The organism is Vibrio sp. JZG10 (genome assembly GCF_054064075.1).
The window spans coordinates 1-20,280 of record NZ_JBSUGE010000022.1; the positions used below are offsets into that span (position 1 = coordinate 1).

The 20,280-nt window shown below is 41.5% G+C and carries 12 protein-coding genes, 1 tRNA gene and 1 pseudogene; 8 read left to right on the plus strand and 6 right to left on the minus strand.

The genetic code is table 11. From position 1 onward, the window contains the following. The 4 genes from ACWYVB_RS19935 (at position 1) to nspC (ending at position 6,364) form a co-directional block, all read left to right on the plus strand. Positions 1–76, plus strand: a tRNA-Gly gene (locus tag ACWYVB_RS19935). Positions 77–987: 911 nt separating this feature from the next. Continuing rightward, positions 988–3,864: a diaminobutyrate--2-oxoglutarate transaminase family protein gene (locus ACWYVB_RS19940; RefSeq protein ID WP_457529897.1), complete on the plus strand. Its 2,877-nt coding sequence runs from the start codon at positions 988–990 to the stop codon at positions 3,862–3,864. An 18-nt stretch (positions 3,865–3,882) separates the two neighbouring features. Continuing rightward, positions 3,883–5,127 carry a carboxynorspermidine synthase gene (locus ACWYVB_RS19945; RefSeq protein ID WP_005394799.1) on the plus strand — a complete coding sequence of 415 codons (1,245 nt, stop codon included), beginning with the start codon at positions 3,883–3,885 and terminating at the stop codon, positions 5,125–5,127. A 103-nt stretch (positions 5,128–5,230) separates the two neighbouring features. Next, a complete protein-coding gene (nspC, locus tag ACWYVB_RS19950; RefSeq protein WP_005394797.1) occupies positions 5,231–6,364 on the plus strand; it encodes a carboxynorspermidine decarboxylase in 1,134 nt (377 codons plus the stop codon). Between the two features lie 78 nt (positions 6,365–6,442). Here nspC and ACWYVB_RS19955 read toward each other — a convergent pair whose 3' ends face one another. Beyond that, positions 6,443–6,955, minus strand: a complete 513-nt coding sequence (locus ACWYVB_RS19955; RefSeq protein WP_005394795.1) for a glycine cleavage system protein R — start codon at positions 6,953–6,955, stop codon at positions 6,443–6,445. A gap of 226 nt (positions 6,956–7,181) precedes the next feature. After that, positions 7,182–8,084 (minus strand): DUF3943 domain-containing protein, encoded by a 903-nt coding sequence (locus ACWYVB_RS19960; RefSeq protein ID WP_074191814.1) that lies wholly within the window; start codon positions 8,082–8,084, stop codon positions 7,182–7,184. Positions 8,085–8,277: 193 nt separating this feature from the next. Between ACWYVB_RS19960 and ACWYVB_RS19965 the strand changes: the two genes are divergently transcribed. Further along, a complete protein-coding gene (locus tag ACWYVB_RS19965) occupies positions 8,278–9,510 on the plus strand; it encodes a CinA family nicotinamide mononucleotide deamidase-related protein (protein WP_457529900.1) in 1,233 nt (410 codons plus the stop codon). Positions 9,511–9,605: 95 nt separating this feature from the next. Here ACWYVB_RS19965 and yfaE read toward each other — a convergent pair whose 3' ends face one another. Beyond that, complete coding sequence (gene yfaE, locus ACWYVB_RS19970) at positions 9,606–9,887, minus strand: class I ribonucleotide reductase maintenance protein YfaE (RefSeq protein WP_005376817.1); 282 nt, start codon at positions 9,885–9,887, stop codon at positions 9,606–9,608. Continuing rightward, a pseudogene (gene nrdB / locus ACWYVB_RS19975) lies at positions 9,887–10,891 on the minus strand (class Ia ribonucleoside-diphosphate reductase subunit beta); the annotation flags it as partial. The gene yfaE and the pseudogene nrdB, both read right to left, overlap by 1 nt. 126 nt (positions 10,892–11,017) lie before the next feature. Between nrdB and ACWYVB_RS19980 the strand changes: the two are divergent. From ACWYVB_RS19980 to ACWYVB_RS19990, 3 genes are read left to right on the plus strand one after another with little or no spacing between them, the layout of a single operon-like run. Further along, a complete protein-coding gene (locus ACWYVB_RS19980) occupies positions 11,018–12,442 on the plus strand; it encodes a site-specific integrase (protein ID WP_074191529.1) in 1,425 nt (474 codons plus the stop codon). After that, on the plus strand, positions 12,439–16,011 hold the full coding sequence (locus ACWYVB_RS19985) for a VPA1269 family protein (protein WP_140167534.1): 3,573 nt from the start codon (positions 12,439–12,441) through the stop codon (positions 16,009–16,011). The genes ACWYVB_RS19980 and ACWYVB_RS19985 overlap by 4 nt, the downstream gene beginning before the upstream one ends. Next, positions 16,001–16,651, plus strand: a complete 651-nt coding sequence (locus ACWYVB_RS19990; RefSeq protein ID WP_140167533.1) for a hypothetical protein — start codon at positions 16,001–16,003, stop codon at positions 16,649–16,651. Before ACWYVB_RS19985 ends, ACWYVB_RS19990 begins: the two co-directional genes overlap by 11 nt. 161 nt (positions 16,652–16,812) lie before the next feature. Here ACWYVB_RS19990 and ACWYVB_RS19995 read toward each other — a convergent pair whose 3' ends face one another. Next, a complete protein-coding gene (locus tag ACWYVB_RS19995) occupies positions 16,813–19,032 on the minus strand; it encodes a ThiF family adenylyltransferase (RefSeq protein ID WP_180793370.1) in 2,220 nt (739 codons plus the stop codon). Between the two features lie 148 nt (positions 19,033–19,180). Beyond that, positions 19,181–20,218, minus strand: coding sequence for a ComEC/Rec2 family competence protein (locus ACWYVB_RS20000; RefSeq protein ID WP_140167531.1), 1,038 nt, complete (start codon positions 20,216–20,218; stop codon positions 19,181–19,183). Between the last annotated feature and the right edge of the window lie 62 nt (positions 20,219–20,280).

Below are 20,280 nucleotides of genomic sequence, written 5' to 3' on the forward strand. Positions count from 1 at the left end.
GCGACACTAGCTCAGTTGGTAGAGCGCAACCTTGCCAAGGTTGAGGTCACGAGTTCGAACCTCGTGTGTCGCTCCAGGTTTAAGGCCCAGCATCAAAATGCTGGGCCTTTTTTGTATTTCTTCAAATCTTAAATTTCTTCTCTGTGATGGATTTCGTTAAGCACTGAGCTCCTTCAGCTTACTAACTTAACTTCTTGTTAATTTTAGCCATAGCAACGTCACTTCATGGCCATACCCATCCAGCTAGTTTAAGTTTAGTCAATCAAAGTTCTGTGAATAAAGACTCATCGCTTTAGGCTGAGCAGTAACGTAAATACTAGCTCTGTTAAATACCTTGGATACTGAAAATAATGTTCTACGATTAAAGAGTGGTATGTTCATAAACCGTTTTGGTTCATGGTGCTGATATTGTAAGGATATTTGTTTAAATAACAGGTATTTGAGAAAAGAAGAAAAGCGTTGTAGATGAGTATGAATGTATAAATATCACTAGGGGGAACTTTGTTGTGATTTGCGTCACTGTTACTAATATGAAAAATCGTTGCCAGAAGATTTTATTTTGTGATAAATTCGCGCGCAATCTCGGAGCGTAATTAACAACGTTTGATCTCTGGGGGATACGCGTAGTGACCATTCAAGCTGATTGTGACACTGCGTAGGGTAGGTATCGGCAAAGCCTTTTGTCGATAGACGGGATACTAATGCTGTAAAAGCGGCATATTAATGGGAAACCCAACATTGAAACCTTTGAATAAACACACACTAATCAGCTTCATACTGCCGAAATGTCCTGTTTTACAAAACGGGTGCATTACGGAACCTTGATTAATCCCTTTTACATATAAAGTCACGAATATCGTGGCAGATGATCTGTATTTGTCATTTTGCACTGACAAATGCGGAGGGGTATACACATCTCCTGTAACTTCATTCCAATGATTATTAATACAGGATATAGAATTATTATAATTCAAGGGATTATGTAGTATGAGCACTGCCTTTGAAGTCGATAGCAATATCGCAAACATTTTTTCGTCTCAGGTTCCTATCGTTGAGGGAACGTATGACTTAACGCCAGATCAAGTATTGATTGATCAGGCTGAGCATGAATCTGAAGTGCGTTCTTATCCACGTCGCTTGCCAATCGCAATCAAACAAGCTTTTGGTTGCTTGGTTGAAGATACACGTGGACAGATCTTTTTAGACTGCCTTGCGGGGGCGGGCACTCTAGCTTTGGGGTATAACCATCCTGAAATAAACCAAGCTCTGAAAGAGCAATTAGATTCGGGTCTGCCATATCAAACGCTAGATATTGCAACATCAGCAAAAACGACGTTTATTCAATCTGTTAAATCTTTTCTTCCTCAAGAGTTAAGTGAGAACAGCGTTATCCAATTTTGTGGTCCGTCTGGAGCCGATGCAGTTGAAGCCGCGATCAAACTCGCAAAGCAGACTACTGGTCGTAACACCATGTTTGCTTTTCGTGGCGCATATCATGGTATGACTAACGGCACAATGGGCATGATGGGCAACCTAGGTACGAAAGCGCGTCGAACTGGTTTAATGTCAGACGTGCACTTTATGCCTTTCCCATACAATTTGCGTTGTCCATTTGGACTTGGCGGTGATGAAGGTGCGAAAGCAAGCATTCGCTATATCGATCGTCTTTTAAACGATGATGAATCGGGCATTATGAAGCCTGCTGCGATCATCGTTGAGCCAGTGCAAGGTGAGGGTGGTGTTGTTCCTGCGCCAGCATTCTGGCTGCGAGAGTTACGTCGTATTTGTGATGAACACGGTATTTTACTGATCTTCGATGAGATCCAGTGTGGTGTTGGTAAAACTGGCTACAATTTCGCATTTGAAGAGTCGGGAATTGTTCCAGATATCCTGTGTTTATCAAAAGCTATTGGCGGTGGCTTACCAATGTCGCTATTGGTTATCAACAAGCAGCATGATACTTGGAAGCCGGGCGAACACACAGGTACGTTTCGTGGCAATCAGTTAGCCATGGTCTCTGGTGCGAAAGCATTAGAAATCATCCAGCGTGACAATCTGGTTGAGCATGCCAATATTGCGGGCCAGTATTTGCGCTATGGTCTTGAAAGCATTCAAAAGCGCGTGAACTGTATCGCAGAAGTACGTGGCAAAGGCTTGATGCTTGGTGTGGAGATTAAAAATCCAAACGGTGAGCTCAATAAATTTGGCGAACCTCAAGCGGATAGTGAACTCACTCTTTCCATTCAACGCGCAGCACTTGAGCGTGGCTTGATCGTTGAGAAAGGCGGACGTGAAGGTGCAGTAATTCGCTTCCTTCCTCCTCTTATCATCTCGTTTGAGCAAATCGACTTTGCTTTACGTGTATTTGAAGACGCGATTTTAGCAGCCGGCGGTAGTCACATCGAAACTCAGCCACAAGATGAATGGAAGAAGCATTTCATCCACACTGGAGAGTTGGGCAGCAATGAGTTTGCTTCGGTGATGAATCACACTACGACAGCAATGAAATCAGTGTTTGAACAGGTTGCTGCACCATACTCAGGTATGGATCCAAAAGCATTGGAAGCAGCGATCCATGCTGTTGATCTTGACAATAAAAATGTGCCTCTCAAAACGGTTATTGATGATGCAGCCGAGTTGGTCGCGAAAAACGCGATTTTTACTCAACATCCAGATTGTATCGCTCACCTTCATACTCCACCGTTGATGCCTGCTATTGCCGCAGAGGCAATGATTGCGGCTTTGAACCAATCAATGGACTCATGGGATCAAGCTTCATCAGCGACTTATGTTGAACAGAAAGTTGTGAACTGGCTATGCGATAAATACGAGTTAGGTGAAAAAGCGGACGGTATCTTCACGAGCGGCGGCACGCAAAGTAATCAAATGGGTTTGATGCTTGCGCGTGATTGGATTGCTGACAAACTCAGTGCGCACTCAATTCAAAAGCTTGGCCTTCCTGAATACGCAGACAAGCTGCGTATTGTATGTTCGAAAAAATCCCACTTCACGGTTCAAAAATCAGCGTCTTGGATGGGATTGGGTGAAAAAGCGGTTATGACCGTCGATGCGAATGCCGATGGAACGATGGATGTCACTAAGTTAGACGAAGTTCTAAATCAGGCAAAAGCAGAAGGTTTGATCCCATTTGCAATTGTCGGCACAGCGGGCACAACGGATCACGGTGCTATTGATGACCTAGACTTTATCGCCGATATGGCAGCGAAACATGACATGTGGATGCACGTCGACGGTGCATACGGTGGAGCTCTGATTCTAAGTAGCCAAAAAGCCCGTCTGAAAGGTTGTGAGCGTGCACACTCCATCAGCGTAGACTTCCACAAGTTGTTTTACCAAACCATCAGTTGTGGCGCGCTGTTGGTGAATGACAAGTCTAACTTTAAATTCCTGCTTCATCATGCAGACTACTTGAACCGCGAACACGACGAACTACCGAACTTGGTGGATAAGTCTATTGCTACAACTAAGCGTTTTGATGCGCTAAAAGTGTTTATGACGATGCAAAGCGTGGGGCCAAAAGCCCTAGGCGATATGTACGATCATTTACTTGGTCAGACGCTTGAAGTTGCGGACATGATTCGAGATAACAAACACTTTGAGTTGTTGGCTGAACCATCACTATCTACGGTTCTGTTCCGCGCGACACATGAATCAGCGGATCTTGACGAACTGAACAAAACGTTGCGCTTAGAAGCGTTAACACGCGGTATCGCGGTATTGGGTGAAACCATTGTCGACGATAAAACCGCGCTTAAATTTACGATTTTGAACCCGTGTCTGACGACGGCGGACTTTGAATCTTTGCTCTCAAAAATCAATACGCTAGCGGCAGAGCTAGTTTAACAAAGGTAACGGAAAACTATGGCAATTCTACAGATTGGTGCAGGCGGCGTTGGCTGGGTAGTTGCACATAAAGCAGCACAAAACAACGACGTTCTGGGTGATATCACAATCGCATCACGTACCGTAGGTAAGTGTGAGAAAATCATCGAATCGATTCAGAAGAAAAACAATCTGAAAGATTCAACTAAGAAACTAGAAGCTCGTGCGGTAAACGCGGACGACGTAGATTCTTTAGTTGCTTTAATTAAAGAAGTGCAGCCTGACTTAGTGATCAACGCGGGTCCTCCTTGGGTGAACATGTCTATTATGGAAGCATGTTACCAAGCTAAAGTGTCATACCTTGATACATCTGTTGCGGTTGATTTGTGTTCTGAAGGCCAACAAGTACCTCAAGCTTACGATTGGCAGTGGGGCTACCGTGAGAAGTTTGAAGAGGCGGGTATCACAGGTATTCTTGGTGCCGGTTTCGATCCGGGCGTAGTATCGGTGTTTGCTGCATACGCGGTGAAACATCTGTTCGATGAAATCGATACTATCGACGTAATGGATGTAAACGCAGGTGACCACGGTAAGAAGTTCGCAACTAACTTTGACCCAGAAACGAACATGCTTGAGATTCAAGGTGATTCCTTCTACTGGGAAAACGGCGAGTGGAAACAAGTACCTTGTCACTCACGTATGCTTGAGTTTGAATTCCCGAACTGTGGTTCACATAAAGTGTACTCAATGGCGCACGACGAAGTTCGATCTATGCAAGAGTTCATCCCGGCGAAACGCATTGAGTTTTGGATGGGGTTCGGTGACCGTTACCTGAACTATTTCAACGTAATGCGCGATATTGGTCTACTCAGCCCAGACCCACTGACGCTGCACGACGGCACGGTAGTCCAACCTCTACACGTATTGAAAGCGCTACTGCCGGACCCAACATCTCTCGCACCAGGTTATACAGGCTTAACGTGTATCGGTACTTGGGTACAAGGTAAGAAAGACGGTAAAGATCGCAGCGTATTTATCTACAACAACGCAGATCACGAAGTTGCATACGAAGATGTTGAACACCAAGCTATCTCATACACCACTGGCGTACCTGCGATCACCGCGGCTTTGCAGTTTTTCCGTGGTAAGTGGGCAGACAAAGGCGTGTTCAACATGGAGCAGCTAGATCCAGACCCATTCCTAGAAACCATGCCATCGATTGGTCTAGATTGGCATGTTCAAGAACTGGAGCCAGGACAACCTGTTATCCATAAATTGAAGTAAGAATTTAGCGACTCTTATTTGTACGTTTAAGCCGATGCACTTGCGTCGGCTTTGTTCGATTTTATAGTGCCTTTGCTAAGGCGAAGGGACGTAAGGTATCAAAATGCAACAAAACGAACTAAAAACGCCATACTTCATGATCAATGAAGACAAGCTGATTGAGAACCTAGAGAAAGCAAAACAGCTAAAAGACATCTCTGGTGTGAAGCTTGTATTAGCACTGAAGTGCTTCTCAACATGGGGTGTATTCGACATCATCAAGCCTTACCTAGACGGAACAACCAGCTCTGGCCCGTTTGAAGTGAAGCTTGGCTACGAAACGTTCGGTGGTGAGACACACGCATACAGTGTGGGTTACAGCGAAGATGACGTTCGCGACGTGGCGGACATCTGTGACAAGATGATCTTTAACTCTCAGTCACAGCTAGCGGCTTATCGTCATATTGTCGAAGGTAAAGCATCGATTGGCTTGCGACTAAACCCAGGTGTGAGCTACGCAGGGCAAGACTTAGCAAACCCAGCTCGTCAATTCTCTCGTCTTGGTGTTCAGGCTGATCACATCAAACCGGAAATTTTTGATGGTATTGATGGCGTAATGTTCCACATGAACTGTGAGAACAAAGACGTGGATGCGTTTATCGGCTTACTCGATGCTATTTCAGAGCAGTTTGGCGAGTACCTAGATAAGCTGGACTGGGTAAGCATGGGTGGCGGCGTTTTCTTCACATGGCCGGGGTACGACATCGAGAAGTTGGGTTTAGCGCTTAAAGCATTCTCAGAGAAACACGGCGTACAAATGTATCTAGAGCCGGGTGAAGCGATCATCACTAAGACAACCGATCTTGTTGTAACAGTGGTTGATATTGTGGAGAATGTAAAGAAGACGGCGATTGTCGATTCGGCAACAGAAGCCCACCGTTTGGATACGCTTATCTACAACGAGCCAGCGTCAATTCTTGAAGCATCTGAAAACGGTGAACATGAATACGTGATTGGATCGTGCTCTTGTTTAGCTGGTGACCAGTTTTGCGTGGCGAACTTCGAACAGCCTCTCGAGATCGGACAGCGTCTGCATATTCTAGATAGTGCAGGTTACACCATGGTGAAACTGAACTGGTTTAACGGTCTACGTATGCCTTCGGTTTACTGTGAACGCTCGAATGGTGACATTCAAAAACTGAATGAATTTGACTACTCTGATTTCAAACGTTCACTGTCTCAGTGGTCAGTGAAATAAAACGTATTGAGTATTAGAACGACAAAGAGCAGCTGAATTGCTGCTCTTTTTCATTGGGGAAGAGTTAAAGGTATGCAGTTAGCTTTCTACAATTACACGAGTGTCTTCACTCAGAGATTCTAACTCATTAGCCACGTCCTCTATCTCTAGCTCGCTAGGCAATTTAATCGCCATTTTTGCGCTGAATAAGCTGGAGCTTACCCCACCGCCGCCTGCAATGAATACGCGTTGGCAATCCATATCTAGAATTGAAATGCCTTGATTATCGAGAACGTGAGTAATTTCATTCACAATACCTGCTCTATCGTTGGCATCTAAGCGAAGCTGAAAGATGGTGTCTTCACGATGCGAGTGAGGATCCGAGTCAACGAACCTAACCACAAGAGTTTGACATGAAGAGAACGCCTCTTTAACGATGTCGGCATTTTCTCTTGGAAGCTCTACTTTGATGACACCTGCAACTTGATCTTCGATAAAGTTTACTTTGCTTATCAGCCATTTACCGCCATTTTCATGAGTAATTGCTGCGAGTTCTTTGATAGTTGCGGGTGACGCTTGTCCGACAAAATTAACAATAAATACGGTGTTCATAATGTCCCCTCCTGGAATAAGGTTTGGACGCAGTACGAATAAACGTGCTACTTAAGTTATTGGAATAAATCCTTTTATTTAGTGTAGGTGCTAGGAGAGGGTTATGTTTGATGAAAGTCAATTTTTGACACTAATTCGTGAAGCAAATAATTAAAACGATGTTTAGGGCACAAAAAAGCAGCCATCATAAGGCTGCTTTTCTACTGAGTATCAACTCAAGTCAAGGCTAAAATGTTACTTTTAGTTCGACACCGTAAAATTGGCTATCGTAGTTGGCGCCTGCGTCCATTGCGAATTTTGCGACGTCTTGATTACCAAACCAAGGTGATGAATTAAATTGTAGTTCTGCACTACCGCCCCATGCATCGGTTACCCAATAATGGATATGCCCAACAGGGTTTAGGAAGAAGAGTGATACATCACCGACGGTTTCAGAGCCCATGACTTCGCCGCCGTTTGCTACAATATCTTGCTCAGCAGTGAGCATCATTTCGCCAACCACAGCACCAAAGAATGGTGTGATAAAAATATCCTGCCAAGATGGCACTTCTGCAAATGCCTCTACTCCGTACTCCCAAAAGAACGTTGACATGGTTGCGGAGTACAAGAATGACTGAAACTCGTTATAGCCAGCGTGGCGTGCGGCTGTGTAGTAAACGCCGCCAAAATAAGGATGCATGATGTAGTTGAGGACATGTTCATCACGATCCCAAACAGGCCCGTCAGAGACATTATCTTTCCATTTTTGACCCAGCTTACTCATGTCTCGGTCTTCTTCGTCCCATTTAGTGATACTTTCTGGAAGGAAAGTCATCATACCAACGGTTGCGATACTCAGGCCAAGAATGGTGTATGTTTGACCCATGAGGTAATCCCAGTCTTTATCTTGAGGGATAATGAGATGTTTAGGCTGAAGCCCTGCATCAAGATTTAATGAATCATCATTATTCTGTTCAAACATAAGACCGCGATTTTGAGACTCGAAGGTGTACAGAGTCGTCGTTTCGCAGTAACCTGACAAGCAATCAGGTGTGTAAGAAAACTCCGTATGACTGGTCATATCGTACTGACTTGCTTGCGCAAGCGCTGACGAAGTCAAGCAAAGGCCAGTTAGAGTTTTCTTGAACATGGATGATTTTGACACAAAGGTCTCCGAGTTGATGGTGTGATGATCGGGCTCGCAATTATCCCTCAAAACATCAACCATTTAAATACTTGATCCTTATTTAGTCCCAATATATCTCGTCGAGATTCGTCCAAATAAAAAGAAAAATAAGCACTATAACGAATAATAGGATTGTGCTTATGTTCAGGAGTCAGTTGTGAAAATAGCAATGCTTAGTACCGGTGAGGAAGTGCTCCACGGTGATATTGTTGATACTAATGCGGCATGGTTGTCTAGCCTGTTTTATCAACATGGATTTGGCTTAACAAAGCGTTCAACGGTTGGTGATAGCCTGTCGAGCTTGGTTGAAGAGTTTTTAATGTTGAGCTTCAACAATGACGTGGTGATCGTGAATGGTGGTTTAGGGCCAACAACCGATGATATGAGTGCGGCTGCTGCCGCGAGAGCTGCTGAGTGTAAACTCGTGCTTTTCAAAGAGTGGTTGCAGCATCTAGAAAGTTTGTATGCTCGACGTGGCATCCCAATGCCAGACAGTAACTTAAAACAAGCCATGCTACCAGAAACGGCTGAGATTCTGGATAACCCGATAGGCACGGCCTGTGGTTTCAAGATGCTGATTAATGATGCCATTTTTTATTTTACGCCGGGTGTGCCAAGTGAATTTAAGCTTATGGCAGAGACGCAAATTTTGCCTGATCTGAGAAGAGCTTTTCCAGAGGTGCAAGGTTCATGTTGTAGTCGAATCTATACGTTTGGCCTTTCCGAATCCGGCATCTCGGACAAGCTTGATCAGCTAAAACTTCCTCAAGGGTATGAGCTTGGTTATCGCTCTTACTTACCTTTTATTGAAGTGAAACTCTTTGGCCCTTCTGACCAGCTTGAACAGCGTTTGAAGTTGGTACAGATGATCAATAAGCATCTTGAAAGCAATACCGTTAGTATTGATTTACCTATGATTGAAAATGTCGGCCAGCTGTTGGTGGATAAAGAGTTAACCGTGTCGGTTTCCGAAAAAAGCAGTGGTGGATACTTAACTTATTGGTTAAATAGTGATGAAAACGCTGAAAGGCAACTTGGACATGGTTGGGTACTACCAAGCCAGACTCAAGCGATGAGCAACAGCGGAGACCCATTAGCAGAAACGTTTGCTCTGGCAGGAGCGACGCGAGAGAAGTGTGGGACGGATTTATCACTCGTCACTGGCGATATTGAAGAGGGTGTTTTTTCCGTCGCTTTATCGACACCGTCAGGCGAGTGGGGAGCATTATATAAACTCTCGAAAAAGTATCCGCGCAATGATCAAGTTAAAGTGATCAGCACGGCAGCACTAGACTTGTTGCGTCGTTACCTAGAACGTAAACCGATGTTTGCACATTATGCATTTTTAGAGAAAGTTAAAGAGATGCATCTCCCAGGTAGTGCTTTATAACCAGAGACCTATAACAGCCTGAGAGATAAAACACGTAGATACAAAAAAGCCAAGGTAATCACCTTGGCTTTTGCGTTTTATACCGTCGAGTCACGTTATGCGCGCTGCTTTTCTTTCATCGCGTAGTTAACGCCACTGAGTGACAAATCCGATTTTGCTTTACAGATACAAGGTAATATCTCATCACTTTGCGTGTAAGCCATGGCAAAACCAACATACTCCACTTCACCAGATTCCAACTTGCAGCGACAAGCGCCACAGTGCCCATCACGACAGTTGTATTCTGGTAATAAGCCAGCTTGCTCCATTGTTTCCAAAATTGTATTGGAAGGGTTGGATTCAATACTGATGAGTTTGTTGATTTTGAGTGTTGCCATTACAGCTCGAATCCTTCGAAGTCGTCTGCGCGAACTTCATTGTCAATTTGACCCACAAGGTAAGAAGAAATTTCCGCTTCTTGAGGTGCAACTTGAACGTTATCTGAAGACAACCAAGCGTTAATCCATGGGATTGGGTTGGTTGTTGCTTCTGGATAAGCTGCAGGTAGACCTACTGCTTGCATACGGATGTTGGTGATGTATTCAACATATTGGCTTAGGATGTCTTTGTTTAGACCGATCATCGAGCCATCTTTGAATAGATACTCTGCCCACTCTTTTTCTTGCTCAGCCGCTTCTTTGAATAGGTCAAAACAGTCTTGTTTTGCTTCTTCTGCGATTTGCATGAAAGTGAAATCATCCTGACCGTTACGTAGCAGGTTGATCATGTGTTGCGTACCGTTCAGGTGAAGCGCTTCATCACGTGCAATCAGTTTGATGATTTTCGCGTTACCTTCCATTAGTTCGCGTTCTGCGAAAGCGAAAGAACATGCGAAACTTACGTAAAAACGAATCGCTTCTAGAGCGTTCACAGACATCAGACAGATGTACAGTTTCTTCTTAAGGTCGTACAGACTAACCTTAACCGTTTCACCGTTAAGGACATGCTCACCTTCACCGTAGCGATGGTAATCATTCGTCGCTTGAATCAAATCGTCGTAGTAGTGCGCGATGTCTTTTGCACGCTTCAGGATGTGCTCGTTCTCAACGATATCATCAAATACCACAGCAGGGTCGTTCACGATGTTACGAATAATGTGCGTGTAAGAACGAGAGTGAATCGTTTCAGAGAAAGACCAAGTCTCAATCCAAGTCTCTAGTTCCGGCAGAGATACAAGCGGCAGCAGTGCCACGTTAGGGCTACGACCTTGGATAGAGTCTAGAAGCGTTTGGTACTTCAAGTTAGAGATGAAGATGTGCTTCTCGTGATCTGGCAGTTTGTTGTAATCGATACGGTCGCTAGATACGTCTACTTCTTCTGGACGCCAGAAGAAAGATTTTTGAGACAAGAAATTATCACACATAAGTCACATAAGTTGGAATTTTACAGATCGATCCATAAGTCTTGATTGTGTAAATGTGACATGTTAACGTTCACATAGGTTGGGTGTCATTGTCTTTGGTTACATATGAAAAAGTTTAAGAAAACGTATTACATGACATATGTCAAAACGGAGGAGTTTGGTAACAGAGACTTTCCACTAGTTTTTACGCTAGAAGGAAAAATTAACTTCGCATTGCTTTTGTTCATTAAACATGAGTATGCCCTTGGAGGAGGTAAGTCATCTAACTTGCAACCAGTTATTGATGTAGTTTCAGATATATTGGTTTTTTTTGAGTGTCAGCCAGAAAAGCAAGATGACTGGCTACGTAACCCTAGTGAATTGCTATACGCCTATTTTGAAGCAAAACTAAATGGGACAGTAGATTCAAATGGTAATTGCAAGCTAGGTCTTTATTGGCAAGAGTCTAAATTAAGCACCGTAAGACGATTAATTAGCGCATACATCAAATTTGAGAAGTTTTCTAAGACGTATTTGGATACACCGTTGAGTGGGGTTGATCAAGTACTTATTGAAAATGCACGAAAGACACGAAAGGTAGATCCTGAGCATAGAGGTTTGCTTTCTCACTTGGAGGGAACTGGTTATCAAGATGAAAACTCGCATGAGTTTCGTGGGGGGAGGCTACATTTTACATCTGAAAACTACGATGTAAGGAATACAACGGGGTCAAAAAAAATAACAAAGTTTTTTCCTCCTAATGAATTAACGGAGTTCATTAAGTCTGAAAAAAATATCAATTATCAAGCAGCTTATATACTGCAAGCATTTACAGCCCTTCGAGGCTCAGAAGTCGCCAATATTTTGATTTATGATGTCGTTCCTTCTGATGATGGACTGGCTGATATAATTGTTTCTGACAATCAAATCACGGGGAAAACTTTAGATCCAGATAGTAATCGATTAGTTGAACGACGAACAATCCTTAACCGCCATACCTCAACTATTACGGATAAATCGGATTTAACAGAACGAGATATCGAATTCCTATCAAACCCTATTCCAAGATGCATGATTTCTAACAAAGACGATAAATACTTTGCTGGCGATAAGGCTATGACTCTTCAAGTTTCTCATCCGACATATGGCTATGTGTTGAGTTGGTCTAATGAATTTGCACGTATCTTTTTTAGTACAGTTCTATTGCCTAAGCTCCTCAAGCAAAACAGAGTGGCAGGGCATCCCTGGCTTTTATGTTTAGATAATGGATGTCCCATGACACTTGGCGCTTATCGAAAACATTTTGAAAGGCGTTCTTTGAAAGAGCTTGGTTTTGTTCGACAACCGCACTCGTTGAGACATTTTTGCGGCTTCTACCTCAAGAATGCTCTTGATTGGCAATTAGAGGATATCAAAGTTTTCATGCGGCATGCATACCTTTCGTCAACAGAACGCTATGCTCAACCTACCTCTGCAAAAGTTAGGGCTAAGGTTGCGAAAAAAGAATATACAGAGTTTAACGACTTAACTTTCAGGGAATTATTTGAATGAGTCATATATCTATCACGACTGACATGGAAGTACTTCAAACCGCTCTAGGTTATATCAATAACGATAAAGAAGTCAGGTATAACCCCACCATTGATACATGCGTCATAGACATGACCCTGATTGGTAATGTAGGTAAGACTCTAAATGATTTTTTTCGAACAATGTATAAGAAAGAGGTTGTGGACTTTCTACAGATTAACAATGAAAGGGGAAATCTAGAGCAGAAAATTCGACCATTGACTATCGGGGCGATTAACCGTCTAGCTTCTATATCGGGTATTGATAAAGGAGATATCCAATCTAAGTGCAAGCTAATCGAAAATGTAATTGATGATGGATTTGTGCTAAATGGTGAAAAAATTCAATTACATTACAGGTTTGTTGCGACCGACCCATATATTGTTCCAGCTCTCATCGACTTTGAAGCGATGCAACACAAGCTTCAATTCTCTGACTTGGAATTCATAACGCTTTTACTTGAGTCTCTATTTAGTGACGTTACGCCTCGTCAAATTAAGAAAACGAAAGGCAAGCTTAAATTGCCTTATGACAAGCAGTCTTTCCTTGAGTCTCCATTCGTATCTTTATTAGGTGCATTGGTGCTAAATGCTAATGCTGGAACCAAAGCAGATAACTATTACGAGATAGGCACAGGTTTTATAGATCTCTTTGAATCACACTACTTTCACGGTGATACTAATCTATATCAAATGTTTGTTTATCGATTGAGAGCTAGCTTTAGTCTAGCAATTCAATATTTTATCAAACAAAATGCAATATTTACACCTTACTCAAAAGCCACTGCGGTTATGGGGCGCACAAATTATCCTTTTATCTTCCCTGATACAGATGAAATAGCCATTCAGATAAGTAGCACAAAAGGCGCTTCTTCACCTCAAGCACAAGCAGAGCAAATGCGCCTATTACGAGGTCTTCGTTGCAGTACAAATATGAATGCAATGCAGGATCTACCTGAAATGCTTTGTTTTGATTACGTAAAATGCACTTTGCAAATGAATGACAAGCTGGGTTATGAAGAGTCGGTGACAGAGCATCCAAGGAAAGCGCTTAAACAAGTGATTCAACACTTAGAGCGTACAGATTCCTATCGCAATCAACCTAACTTTAAGCCATTTAACTTAGGGGCGCTAAATAAAAGTGCTACTAAGCGCATTCTAGAAGGTGATTTATCAAGAACAAGCACAACTCTTAATCGATACCAAAACCAGTTGCCAGAGGAGTTGCTAAACGAATTAAGGCTCTACTCAAAGACTCAGGGCAACGCTCAAAAGATGCAATACCTAAATCACTTCATTGATTTTATTATTGAGTACAACTCGAAAGAGTCTGAACAATTGACCTCTGTTGAGCAAATGGAGGTTTATCACTTTTATCATCCTCTTCATAGTGAAGAGTTCTCTTTTTGGCGTTATCTAGAAAATCACTCAAATTTTGGCTCACCTCAATCAAAAAAAACTGTATGGAGTCAAGTTAGGCTAGCACTAACCCATATCTTTAATGCAAAAAAACGTCAAGGTTCAACGAAAGCTGTTCCGATGCCCCCGAGCCAAGATATTTATAAAGATGCTGCTGGGAAAAGAACCACGACATCTAGACGCTCTATGCCGAGTGACTTATATGACACATGTTTGGAAGTGTTAACGGAAAGCGATTATGAGTTTGTCAGAGATAGGTTTCCTTCTTTTACTGTCACCCTATATAACTATATGACAGCTACAAACGAAACTGTATTTATGCCTAATGCAGCACGCATTTTGCACATTCTAATGATTCTTCCTGCACGAACACATCAAGGAAGGTGGCTTGATGAAGGGTTACTAGATGAAAAAATATGGGATTTAGATCGTCAAAAATATGTTATCAACACAGCCTCAACAGCTAACTTCGTATATCCAGATGGGAAAACTCATAATGAGAAGTTTGGCAAGACTGCTTTTATTCAATCTGAGCAACAGGAAGGCGTTGACGAGCTTTCACTATATTTCAACACTAATAAAACAAAGGGTTATACACTACAGGAAAAAGGACATACGGGCTATTCAGTTCCGTGGGTTGTGGATAGTGGTATAGAAAATGTCGATGCTGTATTAGATATCATAAAAAAGCAGAAGGCTTTTAACGATAAATACTCACCTAAGCACTTGATTCCCGTTCGAACTGTGGATGAAGATGCTGGGAAATATTCTCAGGCAGTGTTCGAGCAGTTACCTAGATTTATACCACTGTTTCGTGACATATCTTCTCCAAAAGCTTCTATCATAACCCCAGATATGGGGACGATTTATTTGCCACCAACTCATGCGATAGTGAGAAAGGTATTCATTGAAGTTCTCAAAGAAGCTGAAGTTAGATATAAGCGTAAAAATCCTCATCATGCAAAGAGTAAGATAGCGTTTGCCGAAGACGGAACGCCATTATTTGATTTGCATAGCTTACGCGTCTACGGAATCACTGAACTTCTGAATTCTGGTCTAGATAAAGATATCGTCAAACTTCTAGTGGGTCATAACACAAGCATTATGACTATGTACTACAGAAAAATCGGTGAGAAAGAGTATAAAAAGGCGCTGTTGGAAGCTCAGAGAAAATCTGGCATTTCTATTGCGAATGAAAAAGATGCTTTGGAATCTGGAATTAACAATATCAACTGGATAGACAATGCGGCACTGGTTGAAGACTTTAGTTTATTTCCACCTGATTTTTCAAAAGGCGGTCATCCACGATTCATGAAAGGAGGAGTTTGCATGAACTTCGACTGTCAAGATGGTGGAGTCATCGTAAAAGCAGGACAAAATGGAACCGATATACCTTCGCTAACAAGCGTAAAAGGTGGGGCTTTTAGATGTGGGAATTGTAGGTATTGGCGTTCTAGTCCTCGGTTTATAGCTGAACAAATTTACTATCTCAACGAATGTGCCACCGAGGTTAAAGTTTTAACAGACGAACGTTTTAAGATTTATGAACAGATTAACGATGCCTACGATAATCTTGAAGACCCTGAGTTCGTTATTGCTAGATTAAATGATAAAGCAGATCAACGTACAGAATTGCTTTGTCATCGCGTTACAGAGTTGAGAAGACGCCAGAAAATGTTGCAAGCAAGTTTAGAGCAAATGGAAATCGAAAATTCGACAATGCCAGTTCTAATGAACGATCAAAAATATTGTGTAGAGCCAACCTATGAGTCTTTGAATATGCTGGATGCAGCTATGGAGCTTTCCATGCAGGCGGCCATGCTTGGTCTAGACCCCTCTGAGTCAGAAGTCCATGTTAATAACTTAGATCAATTCCTCAATAAAATATTCAACGAAGCTTCCGTTAGTAACCCACTGTTGTACATTCCGAGCAATGAAGTGAAACGAGCGGCGGTACTTTTTGCAGCAGTTCGTACCAAAGAGCTTTTGGGTGAAGATATTACAGATGAGGCTTTTGCTGACCCTCGTTTATTATTTGAGGATCCGACGAAAGCATCAAAATTGATCGAAGGGTTGAAAAGGTTAGACAAATCATTTTCTACAAGTTCAGCAGGTATAGAGTATGAAAATTAATCAAGAAAAACTAGAAAAAGCTGACAAATATGTAGAGGAACTACTTAAGGAATACACAGACCAACGGCTACAAACTGGCATGAGCAACGTGAAAGCAGCTTGCCGACATCACTTAGAGCACGGAATGGTAATAACCATAACATCTATTGCCGAGTTTATTCGACAAAATCGTGGAGGAAAACCAGCGAAGGGAACGTTGGATAATGATAGCAAGGGCGTCTACAAGCCTATAATAGACACTTATTGTGAAGTGGTTTCGGCTTCGCGTAAATCTAGCAATAACAGTGACTCTTCAGGGGTAAGTTCTCCTCAAACTAAGATCTACATCAAGCAACTTGAAAACAGAATTAAGCATCTTGAAAAAATACTTTCTCATAACTTTAAGAACCAAGGCGCAATCAGTGTTAATTCAATGATCCGTTCTCAAATTGATGCTCAAGGTTCAGTAGACGCCGTGCCATCTTCCAAGTTTTCTGTTGATGAAAAAGAGGCAATCAAAAAACTCTTTAGCTTAATTGAGGTTACAGATGATTTGAAAATAATGGGCGATAAAGACCGAGCGAGGGTTGTCAACGCAATTGGAAAAGTATTGTTGACACCTGCCGAAGTGTTAGTGATAAACAACATCATAAACGGTTAAGAGAAGTCGCTACAGGAAAAGAAAGTTATCAAGTCTTTACTTTACTGCTTAGAGAGTAATTCGGGCAAGTGGCGATTTATCACTACAATACAGCTCAGTACCTGATTTGACAGCTACCAAATCAAAAAGTGGGTAACTAATCAGGTACTGAATTAGTACAGCTAAATATTTCTATTGTAGCCAACTAATATATTTGGCTCATCGTTACCTTGAATTAACATGACAAAAGGCAACAATTGTTCAGAATTACTAATGGCATTATTGTAAGTTGTCATATCAGTATATGACTCTTTAGATTTAGAATTAGGATGGCTATGCCACGTACCTAATGGGACTAACATCTCGCAACTATCTTTCAAAACAGATGGCACTTCAGGGTCATTCTCTATCGGTTCTAAATCTAACCTCGAATTGGTCGAATTAAATTTTCCTTCAGAAGCAAAAACTACTGATATTCTATGAGATTCGATATTATAAAGCCCTAAAAGATAACCTCCTGCTTCTCGTGGGCTATGCTTGGTTTTGATGCTTTGAATCTTCTGGAGAACTTCAGTACTGATCGTAACTCTCCATTGGGTATTATTATTATCAATAACCGATTTAGAAATAAATGATAAAGAACTTGAATCTCCGAGTTGTTTGTAACCCATAGGAACACCGTCTTCATCGACTACATTCACCCCTAGTAATGGTACATCCTTTGTGAACTGCCTTTTTAGTGAGGGCAGTAAGGACGATGCGTGATTGATAACTGTTGACCAAGGCATCTTTAGTGTGTCACTGCTACAGCTTAAGCCTACTAACGTAGTGCTCAAGCCACTTTGTCTCGATAACCAATTATGTATTTCTGCGTTCTGATTTGCCGATAAGTACAATTTAGCATCCAGATCTAGCATATCAGGTATGCCATTCTTTGGCTGAGTTTGAATTAAGCCAATGCGTCCTTGATCTGAAATATATAATCTAGAAACAGGACATCCTGGTGTATTGTGCCAATACCTATCTAAATCACTAGCCGTTGTATCGATTAAATGCACTGCATTACGACAAAATGTTCGATTCTGCTCTAATTCGAAATTCTGATTTTTTGAACTCACGCTAATCTTATGATCTTCTGAAAGATTTTCGATGTGTTTACCCATTAAATCCGCTTTTGTAATCACATTTGGAACTTCGTAAACAGAATGAGTACAAACATGTCTTGCTGAGTTATGTGCTTCAAGACAATCCATATCCCATAATGTAATTTCGGTATGACCAGCACGAGCTAGTTGGTCTGCGATTGTTGAGCCTAGAGCACCGCACCCAATGATACCTATTTGTCCTTGAGTGACCGCATAATTCGATATATCGCTAAATACTTTAGCATTGACGTTTGATCTGAGAGATAGAAAATGAACGGATACGTTCCCTTTGTTTCTACGAATAAGAAATGGAACTATTTCAATCTCTCTTTCTATTGGGTTTTCAGATAGCCCTTGAATTTCAGGAATGAGCGAGAATGGTCTACGGTGAGCAACAACGACAATCGTTCCTCGATCATCTTTTGAATCAGAAAGCTCTTTGTTTATAATATCAAGTACTGTATTTAGTGAATTGTAGTTACCATAGCATCGCAAGTCTTCAATAGAATCAATTTTACTCGCGTTATGTTTGCTATCGATTAAATCAATAGGAGGTATGGCAACTACCATTTTGAGTTTTACGATTTTATCTGAGGGTAGATTAAATGGCTGTGTTAACTGCTCTTCTTTCTTTACTTTTTTATTTATATCGAAGGTTTTTTTATTTAGAACTTTATTACCACTCGAATAACCATAGATAAATTTCTCGTTTGCTTCGAAAAACAACCCGAAGCTATTTGCTACGAAAATACTATTAGAGTTATTCGAGTTAACAACCATTTGTTGTAGTTTAGGAACATCACAGTGGAAGCTTAAGAAGCTAGCTCTGGGAGAGGGTTCCCAGCCATCTTTTTCCAACTGCTCTAGTGAAGCATCCTCAAGCCATTGTTGTAAGATGCGGATAACTTCAATAATACCTCTCTGTTTGTAAAGAGTTTCTGTTCCACCTTTCCGCCACAAACATATTGATGGTGGTTGGTCTAGAGCCGTAGGATTTAAATGTGGTAAGTCGCGAGGAAAGCCGTCTCTAACAGCCAACACTGCGGGTTGATTCAATTGTGAAGTATTTTTATAGACTAATTTAATATTTTCAGGAGACTGAACTCTTTCCTCAGATGCTTGTGCATATAAAGCAAACTCTAATGTAAACGTTACAAATACGAGTTCTCCAACGATGTTGTATTGGATGCATTGTACACCATCACATTGCTTTAACAATCGAATATCATTGAGGATCCAATCATGGATAACTTTCATCTGCTTGATACCTATTAATACTGACATTGGCTAAAGTAGGTAGATCTCTAAGAGCCGATCTTGCGCCTAAAATTAATAAGATCGCAATTATGCGGAGTACAACCTATCGTATCTACCTAATAGCTATAGTGAAACCTTTCTACTAATTTCACCCATACTTGGTGGTAGTGCTCAATGCAGCAGATTTTGTTTTACTGTTTGAGTTCTTTTTCTCCAACCGAATGCCCTTATCATTTAATATAAAGCAAACAGGAGCAGCTTTGCCTTCATTGTGAGTCGAAGTACAATAAAACCGATCTTTTGCTGTCTCATCGGTTGCTGATTTCTTTAGAATGTTTAACCATTTATTTTTCGCTTTGTAATGTGGTGGGTTATCATCATTACGTTTAATCTCTTTAGATGACGATACGACAAAAGCACTACCTAAACGATGGCTCAGAGCACTTATCGCTTTTTCATTATCGATGTAATCAGCATCTTTATCTTGAACATCTTCTTTAGATGCAAAAGGCGTCATACTACAATGATGAGGAGCTGTACATAAGTTCCAACCTAAATCATCAGAACCATAATCATCATCTAAACGCTCCCAAACTTCACACTCAGCGTCACCACCAAGTAGAATCTTAGTTTTAGTGGAGTCCGATGAGGTTTGATACGCCCAGCTAATGACAACGCTGCTGTTGTTTCTGCTTTCGCCATCAACTTCATCACAATTGGGTGAAAGAACTTTACCCTTTAGTCTAGTCCCTACTTCGATGCTGTCTCCTTCAGCAACAATTAATAGTCGATTACCATCCTTACATCGTTCAGAGCCAGTCAATTTGTTTCTTCGTTTAATTTCTTTAAGGACATCTTTGGAGGCATCTGTTGACTCTTCACTTAAAGCACGCTTGGAGCATACGATTTCGTCTACCAATATTTTCCCTTCATCTTTCTTCCAGCTTTCTGGCTTTCCACAATGGAACAGTTCCGTAAAGCCTAGAACATGGTCTTTATCTTGGTGAGTCGAAATGAAGTAATTCAAATGATTATTACTACAAGCATCTTTTATATCTTTGGATATATCATAAGCATCATCACATGGAGCGCAGTACTTAATGTCAGTTAGGACTGTTTTCGTTCCAGACTTAATTAAAATGCTGTCACCATTGCCGACAGGTAGGTATTTTATAAAATCACTCATAGAGCCTCCTTTAAAGCATAAATATGCTGTATATTTTTCTATATTTTAAATTCACATAGTTT